At 55.3% G+C, this 9,648-nt stretch carries 6 protein-coding genes; 5 read left to right on the forward strand and 1 reads right to left on the reverse strand.

Translation table 11 applies throughout. The features are described from left to right. The first annotated feature begins 56 nt into the window (after positions 1 to 56). The 3 genes from OHL22_RS18175 (at position 57) to OHL22_RS18185 (ending at position 4,081) form a co-directional block, all read left to right on the forward strand. Complete coding sequence (locus OHL22_RS18175; protein WP_263340495.1) at positions 57 to 1,040, forward strand: c-type cytochrome; 984 nt, start codon at positions 57 to 59, stop codon at positions 1,038 to 1,040. Further along, the gene (locus OHL22_RS18180; RefSeq protein WP_263340498.1) at positions 1,037 to 2,683 is read left to right on the forward strand and encodes an acido-empty-quinoprotein group A; all 1,647 of its coding nucleotides are present in this window, start codon (positions 1,037 to 1,039) and stop codon (positions 2,681 to 2,683) included. The genes OHL22_RS18175 and OHL22_RS18180 overlap by 4 nt, the downstream gene beginning before the upstream one ends. Before the next feature lie 654 nt (positions 2,684 to 3,337). Then, on the forward strand, positions 3,338 to 4,081 hold the full coding sequence (locus tag OHL22_RS18185; protein WP_263340500.1) for a hypothetical protein: 744 nt from the start codon (positions 3,338 to 3,340) through the stop codon (positions 4,079 to 4,081). A 333-nt stretch (positions 4,082 to 4,414) separates the two neighbouring features. Here the strand turns inward: OHL22_RS18185 and OHL22_RS18190 are convergent, their stop codons facing one another. Continuing rightward, positions 4,415 to 4,930: a hypothetical protein gene (locus OHL22_RS18190; protein WP_263340502.1), complete on the reverse strand. Its 516-nt coding sequence runs from the start codon at positions 4,928 to 4,930 to the stop codon at positions 4,415 to 4,417. 819 nt (positions 4,931 to 5,749) lie between these two features. Here OHL22_RS18190 and OHL22_RS18195 point away from each other — a divergent pair. Beyond that, complete coding sequence (locus OHL22_RS18195) at positions 5,750 to 7,558, forward strand: hypothetical protein (protein WP_263340504.1); 1,809 nt, start codon at positions 5,750 to 5,752, stop codon at positions 7,556 to 7,558. Positions 7,559 to 8,104: 546 nt separating this feature from the next. Continuing rightward, positions 8,105 to 9,304 (forward strand): pyridoxal phosphate-dependent aminotransferase, encoded by a 1,200-nt coding sequence (locus OHL22_RS18200; RefSeq protein ID WP_263340506.1) that lies wholly within the window; start codon positions 8,105 to 8,107, stop codon positions 9,302 to 9,304. Positions 9,305 to 9,648: the final 344 nt, after the last annotated feature.

A 9,648-nucleotide genomic window follows, 5' to 3' on the forward strand; every position in this document is an offset into this window, starting at 1 on the left:
AGTCAAAGTTCGTTGTGACGAGGCGGCAGGCTATGGTGATACAACATTGAATTGATATGATCCGTGCCGTTTTGTTGTGCTTCTTTCTTGTAGCCGGGGTCTTCGGAACCCAGACTCAACAGCAGAATCCTTCCGCTACTGATCAAAAGGCCAAGCAGGCGGACTCCAGTGGACAAAAGCCCTCTGCCACGCCGGGCCAGTCCGCGCCTGGGCAACAGGGAGCTCAGCCACAGCAGGGTGCGCGCAGCTCCGAGGCGGTACGGCAGATGATCCGCGGTTTTCTGGCGATTGGCGCACCGCCGGATACTGAGGCAGAGAAGCGGGGACAGGCGACCTTTGTGCAGACCTGCGGTTTTTGCCATGGCACCAACGCTACTGGCGGAGCGCAGGGACCAAATCTCGTGCGGTCAACATTGGTGTTGCACGATCAGGGGTCAGGGAAAGAGATTGGCCCGGTTATCCATGATGGGCGGCTCACTAAAGGTATGCCCGCGTTCGCGAACTTTACCGATGCGCAGATTCACGACATCGCGCAGTTCCTGCTGGGGCGAACTCAGGCCGCGGCGAACCGCATGGAATATAGCATTCAGAACATCGTCACCGGAGATCCAAAGACCGGAGAAGCGTACTTCCAGGTGCACTGCGCGACCTGCCACTCGGCTACGGGCGACTTGGCGCACATTGCTGCGAAATATGAGCCGGTCACGCTGGAAGGCCGGTTTCTCTACCCCGGGAATATGAATCGATTTGGCATGGGGCCGCCGCCTGATTCGCGCGCGGAGAAGCATGTAACGGTGACGGTGCCTCCGAGCACGACGCTGCCTTCGGGTGTGAAGTACTCCGGGGTGCTGGCACACATCGATGATTTCAGCGTTGGGCTGCGGGATAGCTCGGGCGTGTATCGCTCGTGGACTTACGACGATGCGAAGGGTATCCAGGTTCAGATCCAGGATCCGCTTGAGCAACACCTGAAGCTGCTGCACGAGTATTCGGATGCCGACATGCATAACATTCTTGCCTATCTGGAGACGCTCAAATGAAGCTTCGAAACGCGATCCTGACAATCTCTTTGCTTCCCGTTTCGTTGGCTATGCCAGTTTCGCTGCCTGCGCAAGGGCTCGATCCAGCGGCGATTCTTCATCCGGCGCCGGGAAGCTGGCCGACGTATAACGGTGATTATTCCGGGAAACGGTTCAGTCCGCTGAAGCAGATCAATGCCGGCAATGTGAAGGATCTGAATCTGGCGTGGAGCTATCAAATCCATACCGGACCAAGCGCATTGCCATTCAGTGCCGGAATTAAGGCCACGCCGCTCGAAGTGGATGGCATCCTCTATTTCAGCGTTCCAGACCACGCGTGGGCAGTGGATGCGCGGACGGGCCGCGAGATATGGCACTACAGCTGGCAGAGCAAGGGCGGCATTCATATTGGAAACCGCGGCGTGGCTGTGTATCACGATGCAGTTTATTTCGAAACGCCTGACGATCACCTGATCTGCCTGGATAAGAACACAGGGAAACTCCGCTGGTCGGTGGAGATTGCAGATCTGACGCTCGAGTATTTTGCGACGCCAGCTCCGCTGGTGGTCAACAACCACATCATCGTGGGCGTGGGAGGCGATTCTCTCGACGACCCCGGATATCTGGAGGCACGCGATCCAGAGACGGGCGCTGTGCAGTGGCGATTCAATACGGAGCCGCGGCCTGGTGAGCCCGGCGCAGACACCTGGCCCAATGCACAGGCGATGGAGCATGGCGGCGGCATGACGTGGCTCACAGGCACGTATGATCCGGATCTGAATCTGCTGTTCTGGGGGACAGGGAATCCGAACCCGGTGCACGCGCCGCAGAGCCGCAAGGGCGACAACCTGTACACGTGCTCGATTGTGGCGCTCAATCCGGACAACGGCAAACTCGTCTGGTATTTCCAGGCGTCGCCGCACGATACGCACGATTGGGACGATGTAGAAGAGCCGGTTATCTTCGATGCCAACGTAGATGGGAAACCGAGGAAGCTAATTGGACAGGCGGCGCGGAATGGGTTCTTCTTCGTTCTGGACCGGACGAATGGCAAGAGTGTGGTGACGAGCAAATTCGATACGGATTTGAACTGGTCATCGGGGGTGAACGCGAAGGGGCAGCCGATACTGAATTCAGAGAAAGAGCCGAAGACGGATGGGGTGCTGGTGAATCCAGCGTCGAGCGGCGCGACGAATTGGCCGCCGCCGAGTTTCGATCCACAGACGGGGTTGTTCTACGTGAGTGCCACTCCGTCGTACAGCGTGTTTTATTTGACCGATACGAGCGCGGAACCCGAAGGATACGGCGGACGCGACAGCTCCGTGTGGGGGCAGTCAGAGTTGGTCGCTCTTGACTACCAGACTGGCAAGATACGCTGGCGTCATGTGTATCCAGGGGAAGGCGAGTCACTTGCCGGTGTGCTGACCACGGCGGGCGGGTTGCTGTTTACCGGCGATCCCTCGAATAACTTCATCGCATTCGATCCGAAGACGGGACACCCCGTATGGCACGCGGGGCTTACGTCTTCCGTGAGCAATGGTCCGATGACTTACGATCTGGATGGGCGGCAATATCTGGTTGTAGCTGCAAGCGATACCTTATATGCGTTTACCGTCTCCGCTGGCGGCCAGCAGCGCGGGCAAGCGGCCAGGGCTGGACAGTAAGAAAGCAACCGGCCGATCGTCGGTGGAACCAGCCTTCTCTCGGCGCGTTCGTTTCGTTGTTGGCGCGGTTTGGCAACGAAGATGCGCAATAGGAGAGGGGGTAGGGGGTAATTCATTTTCTGGTTAACAGATATGAATTTCGCGAATTACTGATGTGCCGGTAGGCCGTCACCCGCCAAATTTGTGCGCCGCTGCGGCCTGTATGGTGGTTTGGCATGATACGTGCTCCGGCCACCGGGGTGGGTGTGAGTTTTTGTTGCGAAATATCCTATTAAAGCATTCCAATTCAGTTAGTTGCGATGATACGGGAGGGTGCGGTATGGCGCGATTTGCGCTGTTTTTGGGTGTATTTGTGCGCTTTGTTTGCGCTGATCTGCGCGGTGCCGGATGTTTGAAGCTGAGGATGGCTTTGGCCTCGTTTTCAGTATGCCGGATTAGGTGGTTATTCAATGCAACGTTAAGGCTCGGGGCTGAAGACCGTTGGGTTTGTGGCGGAACTTTCAGTGGCCTAAGGATCACTGCTCCCTCAAGGCAGCCCGCATTTTTCAATTGCGGATGTGGCATGGGGGCGTGATACTTGAGCCTCTCCCCGATTGCATCGAATCGATACTTCAAAGCCGATTCCAGGCCCAGAACGAAACGAGGTTCTGATTGATGGCTTCCATCTCACAGGGCGCGCCTGCACGTCCGCTGCATAGTGTGACCGGTCGCAACGGGTTGCTGGACCGGTATTTCTACTTCGCCATGTCGCTGCTGTTTGCCGCGGTTGTGATAACCGGGTTTAGCCAGACTGTGAACCGAAATCTCTTCCATGCCGCGCCTCCGCGGCCGGTGCTGCTGTGGATTCATGGCGCGGCGTTTTCGGCCTGGGTGGTTTTCTACATCCTGCAGTCGGCGCTGGTGCGCACGCACAATGTGAAGGTGCATCGCCTGCTGGGCTGGTTTGGGGCCGGGCTTGCCGCGCTCATGACGGTGCTGGGATACACGATCGCCGTGATCATGGGCCGGTTTGATGCGGTGCAACTGCATCAGCCCGATCCTACATTTCTGAGTGTGCCGTTCTTTGACATGACGACCTTCAGTGTCCTGGTTGGGCTTGCCATCTATTGGCGCAGAAAGCCGGAAGTGCACCGGCGGCTGATGTTTCTCTCAAGCTGCTGCCTGATGGACGCGCCTTTGGGCAGGTTCGATGTCATTTTCAATAGCGCCATGTTCTTCCCCTGCCTCGACGCGATCATGCTTCTTGGCGTGGTTCGCGATCTGATGGTGAACCGGCGGGTGCATGCGGTGTATCGGTATGCGCTGCCGGTACTGTTTGTTGCGCAGGGATGTGTGGTCTACCTGTGGCGGGGCAGTCCGGCTTGGTGGCTTTCGGTTACGCGGGGGATTTTGGGGTAAGGCCCGGGGCTGAAGCCGCTGGTTTTGTGGTGCGTTTTTCAGCGGCCTGAAGGCCGCTGCTCCCTCCGGCGCGGGCGTGGCCCCTGCTTGGGGATAGGGCGGGCTTTCAGCCCTTTGGGTTTTCTGGGTGATTCGTACCCAGGGCGCTCTACCCCAGCGAACGAAAAGAGCGTTCGCCGGGGACCCCGATTTGCCCTGGGCTGGGATGGCGCGCGCCTTTGGCGCTTTTCTTGCTACAGACTGTGGTGGTTAACCCTGGTCTCAAAAGCGAGACCAGGGGCACCCGCAACCGTTTATGACGGAGCAGTCTTTTTACGACCCTGGGCAATTTGCTTACTTCTTCTTTGCCGCGACGCCGGCTTCGGGCAGCGAGTACTCGCCTTGCAGTTGGGTTTCGTTCGAGCCGTCTGAGGCTCCGGAGCCCTTATATGTGCCATTACCTTTTAACCCTTTGAACTTGCCGGTTCCACCTGTGTAGGACCACGTACCTTCTGCGGCGGCGATGTCTCCCTTCATCGTTCCGGTACCGCTATAACGGGCGAATACCTTATCGCCGCTTTCCATGGTAAGTACGGCGTAGCCGTGGACCTGATAAGTGGCGCCCTTCGCATCAACGGTGTCAACGGATGTATAGCCCGTTGACTTGAATCCACCCATCTCGACAGGGGCGCTCCAGGTACAGGAACTCTTTTCAATAACCAACATGTGGCCGGGGTGATCGCCGACCTCAATGGACTGCGAGTTGTCTGGCTTGGCGCATTTGCTGGAAGCGGAAAACTGGGTTTGGGCCAACGCCGATGTGGCGAGGGCTGCGAGCAGAACAGCAAGACCGAGGGATTTGGCTTTCATCGTTCTTCCTCCGGATCAATTGTGGGTTTGAGAAAACAGCTGTGGGGATGGCGGAAGAAGAGTATGGCAGGGTTGCAGGTATGTCAATGAAGATCACTGACCGCCGTCGCACTGGCCGGCACAGATCGAACAGGAAACGGAGACTCGATTCGGTTGAAGCGTTCGCCGGACGCGGAGGTGCCAGATGGGCTGGAGATCGCCACTTCCTCTGGATGATTGCTATCAGGACCTCCCGGGCTGGGATGGGCACACCCGGTTGTGGGGATGCCGGATGAGAGTGGTTCGCGCGTGGCGCGAATTTTGTTTTTGGATGGATGTGGGTTTGGCTTTCGTGGTTTTCCAGGTTTCAGAAGCGAGACCTGGGGCACCCAGATTTGTGGTGGAGCGGACGCTTTGAGACTTGCGCTACGCCGGAAATTGCTCCGCGTGGAACATTTTGTTTCGGGCTGGGGAGGATTGCGGGGCTGTGTCAAGCGTGATTCGTTGTAATCTGCTGGCTTCATTTGTGGTGGATTTGCGTGGAATTATGCGTGTTTGTGCATGGGTCAGAGACCCGCGATTGAAATATGCGTCTTGTGGTATGTTTCACACTCTGTGAGGGACCGATTCCAACGGATTGCTTGACGAGGCTGCGCGGCTGGAGCAGCGAACTGGAGATCACCGCACCCGGTTTCAGAAGCGAGACCTGGGGCACCCGGCGAATGACTTTTTGAGACCTGGGCCACCCGCCGAAATTCACGAACACTGAGACTCTTGTGAATGCGGTCGAGATATGTTAGTGATTGACTACTAACTCCTATCCTGATCTGGAGCCGATCCATGACACTCGATCCAGCGCGGACAATTTCGCCTATTCCGATCAACCAAGCGGAAAGATTAATTCTTGAACAAGTCACTGCGCAAAATGAAGCTGACTGTTACTTCGGCGGAAGCCATGACGCTGTACACGGGCAAACTTGGACCGCAGAACGACAAGTTCGTGGAGATTTCTTAAGCAAGCTGTGCCTATGGATATTTGGATCAGCAAGTTTGCAAAGTCGTATCGTAACTATAAGGGGAGCCCGTATAACGGGCCCCTCCGACCTATCCGAGTTGAATCTTCCGATGCTCACTCTTAAGTTGAAAGATTGCAGATTCGATTGGCACCTGGATATTTCGTCATCACATTTGTCGGCGATAGAGTTGAACGGCTGCTGGGTACCTTGGTTGGATGGCCAAGGAGCGGTCATCGACAAGAACTTCTCCATGGAGAAGATGACTTCTAGTAGAGCGCTCGTACTAGATGGGATGAGTATAGGAGGAGATTGGGACTGCGACTCCTCAGTGATTGGAGACCAACATCCTAGCAATTGTGACTCAGAGCAAGACAATCAATGCAATGTCATACTTTATGGACAAGACATGCAGGTTGGGGGCACATTATATCTGACCCAAACGAATTTCTCTGGAGGAGTTCACTTAACAGGCACTAAAATCGGAGGCGATTTAGATTGCAGTCAAGGTGAATTTCATGGCTACGGGAACAAAAGTCTAAACCTAGAAAAAATCACAGTTGGAGGTCAAATCCTTTTCTCCGATGGATTCGAATCCTATGGGCCGCTGTGGATCAACAATGCATTTGTGAAGAATGGCATCGATGCAAGCGGTGGATTTTTCCGAAATTCAGAGCTCCCTCTTAAAACATCCAACATTTATGCGCTTTGGATAGAAAACAGTAATATTCAGGGGGAGAGTAAGTTTGACGATGATTTCGATAGTACTGGATTGTCCTTGCGTAATTCCGAATTCGGATCCGTGCAGATGTTAGGTGCGGTTAACTTTCCAGGACTGGATCTTCGAGGTGCAAAAGCCAGGAAGTTTACAGATAGCAAAGGTAAATGGCCACCTCAGGGGACATTGCATCTTAACGGATTTATTTACGAGGAAATCGAAGACGATGATACCACCGGTAGGATATCCGTAGCCGACCGACTTAAGTGGCTTGGATTATATCCAGGAGAGTCGCCTCAGCCATACATGCAACTGGCAAAGGTCTTGCGGGAGCGAGGCGAGGATGAGGACGCCACGGTGATCTTGAAAGAAATGCAAGCTAAAGTGGTTCAGGGCAGGATGAACGGCCTTGATAAGTTCCAAGGCGAGCTACTTGCGCCTTTTGGGTATGGGTATCACCCAGAGAATGCGATTATTTTCTTGCTTTGCACTACTGGACTAGGGTGGATTATTTATCGAAGGAGTTTCTTGGCAGGAAAAATGACACCGACTGAGGCGGATGCGTATCGTCATTTTCGGGAGCGTGGCGAGGCGCCTCCGCACTATGTGAAATTTTCGTCTTTGATTTACTCGCTTGAAAATACTTTCCCGTTGGTGACCCTTGGGCAAGCATCGAAATGGCAGCCCGATCCGAATCCTGCGGATAATATCGTGGAGGGACGAAGTCCGAAGACAAAAGAGAGTAGCGAGGATGCGCCTGGATCGCCAATTGTAACGATCTACAGGAAGGTACTACAGAGCATCGATTCCTACCTAACTCCACCGCGACTGCATGTGTTTCTTTGGATTCAGATTCTGGTGGGCTGGTTGCTTGCTACTCTTTTCGTTGCCGGTGTCACTGGGATCGTGCGTCACTGATCGCCGAATGGTCTGCTATAGCCAGCACATTGTTCTCTACTTTGGCGGTTTCTTAGGAGGCTTTGGTTGTGGGTTGCCGCCGGATGGTCTCTGAGGACCGGGTTGAGGCTGCGAATCCTTGCAATTCTTAGTGTTCGGTTTGCATGGCGGATTCTTAGGTGCAGATGGATTGTGCGAATCGAATATCACCCCCCCGCTCAAGGTTGAACCCGAACAAAACAGAGCGACCACGGCGATCAAATTGCATAAATGATGTTTCACTGTTCTAGCCATTACCAGCCTCGATTCCATAGCAGGCCCAGTTTGGTTTGTAGGATTCTTACGGAGCGGACAGGCAAAGATACCACGGAAACACAGTGCTCTGAAGTGCATCTGATGCAAATCGGGAATGTCTGGTGCGCGGATGAGTTTCGATGACGGCACAGTGGGATATTCATTTGTAGAGGTGCAGGTAGCTAGATCGGGAATGACTAGAGCGAATCTACACCTCCGGTGAGATCTCAGGGCGCTCAAATGTGGTGCTCGAATCTGTAAGATAGAAGTGATATGGCGACTTCCCTTTCTGTAGAGCGTAAGGTGTTTGCGGACCGCATTGGGCGCATCGAGGTTTCGGCGACGATGGCGGTGGCTGCTGAGGCGGCGCGGTTGCGGGCTGCTGGTGTCAACCTGGTGGATTTCGGCGCGGGAGAGCCCCACTTTCCTACTCCGAAGCACATCAAGGATGCGGCGATCAAGGCGATCGAGGAGAACTTTACGCGGTACACGGTCGTGCCGGGGATTCCCGATCTGCGCAAGGCGATTGTGGACCGCCATGCCTGCGACTTCGGCTCGGACTACGGAGTGGACGAGGCGATCTTCACCACGGGCGAGAAACTGGCGCTGTTTAACGCGATCCAGATCATGGTAGAGCACGGCGATGAGGTGATTTTGCCGGTGCCGTACTGGGTGAGCTTCAAGGACATCATTCAGTATGCCGGGGGCAAGGTGGTGTTTCTGGAGACGGAGGAGGCGCAGAGCTTCCGGATTACGGCTGCGGCGATTGAAGCGAAGATTACTCCGCAGACGAAGGCGATTATTTTGAATTCGCCGTCGAACCCGGCGGGCAATGTGATTGACGGGGCGGATCTGGAGCGGATTGTGCGGGTGGCGCACGAGCGCGGGATCTACCTGATTCTGGATGAGTGCTATGTGTACCTGAACTATGAGTCGAAGCCGGTTTCGGCGGGCTCGTTTGGGTGGGCGAAGGAGCACATGGTGGTGCTGGGGTCTCTTTCCAAAACATATGCCATGACCGGTTGGAGAGCAGGTTACGCGCTGGGTCCGAAGCATGTGATTGCGAATCTGTCGAAGCTGCAGAGCCAGCAGACTTCGAATGCTACGAGCTTTGTGCAGAAGGGCGCGATTGCGGCGCTGGCTGGTTCGCAGCAGTGCGTGGAGGAGTTTCGCGCGGAGTTTAAGCTGCTGCGGGACTACATGATTGCGGCGCTGAAGACGATTCCGGGGGTGACTTGCACGGTGCCGGCGGGTGCGTTTTATGTGTATCCCAATGTTGGCGCTTATGTCGGGAAGGGCGGGACGAAGTCGGCGACCGAACTGGCTACGAAGATGCTGCATGAGGGGCGCGTGGTGGTGGTTCCGGGTGAGGCGTTTGGGACTCGGGAGCATGTGCGGCTGTCGTATCCGGTGACTCGGGAGTCGATTGATGAGGGTGTTAAGCGGATGCGGGAGTTTTTGCTGAACCTCTAGTGTGAGAGTGTGAGTGTGAAGTGTGGGTGATCGGGCTCGCGCTTCGCGCTCGCTAACAGCAGATTCCCTTTGGGAATGACAGCAAGAAAGGCAAGTGCAACCACGGATTTGTGGTTCCCAGGTCTCAGAAGCGAGACCTGGGGCACCTGTGATCTTTCAGGAGGTTGTCCATTCGATTTGGACCGGAGAAGCTGGTTGTGACGAGCAACTAGGAATCTTCGGAGGATCGAATGGACATTCATAAGAATGCCCGACTGAGCTATCGCAGTCGAGAGGCATTGGTCAGGTTTGTACTGGAGCAGGGAGAGACGCGGAAGGCGGCTGCAGCCGCCTTCCGCGTGAGT

Origin of the sequence: Acidicapsa dinghuensis, from assembly GCF_025685685.1 — a bacterium.
Taxonomy (GTDB): Bacteria; Acidobacteriota; Terriglobia; order Terriglobales; family Acidobacteriaceae; genus Acidicapsa; species Acidicapsa dinghuensis.

Bases quoted from the DNA above. Each gene is read 5' to 3' on its own strand.
- OHL22_RS18185 (WP_263340500.1), top strand. From the start codon at position 3,338: ATGGCTTCCATCTCACAGGGCGCGCCTGCACGTCCGCTGCATAGTGTG.
- OHL22_RS18175 (WP_263340495.1), top strand. From the start codon at position 57: ATGATCCGTGCCGTTTTGTTGTGCTTCTTTCTTGTAGCCGGGGTCTTC.
- OHL22_RS18180 (WP_263340498.1), top strand. From the start codon at position 1,037: ATGAAGCTTCGAAACGCGATCCTGACAATCTCTTTGCTTCCCGTTTCG.
- OHL22_RS18190 (WP_263340502.1), bottom strand. From the start codon at position 4,930: ATGAAAGCCAAATCCCTCGGTCTTGCTGTTCTGCTCGCAGCCCTCGCC.
- OHL22_RS18200 (WP_263340506.1), top strand. From the start codon at position 8,105: ATGGCGACTTCCCTTTCTGTAGAGCGTAAGGTGTTTGCGGACCGCATT.
- OHL22_RS18195 (WP_263340504.1), top strand. From the start codon at position 5,750: ATGACACTCGATCCAGCGCGGACAATTTCGCCTATTCCGATCAACCAA.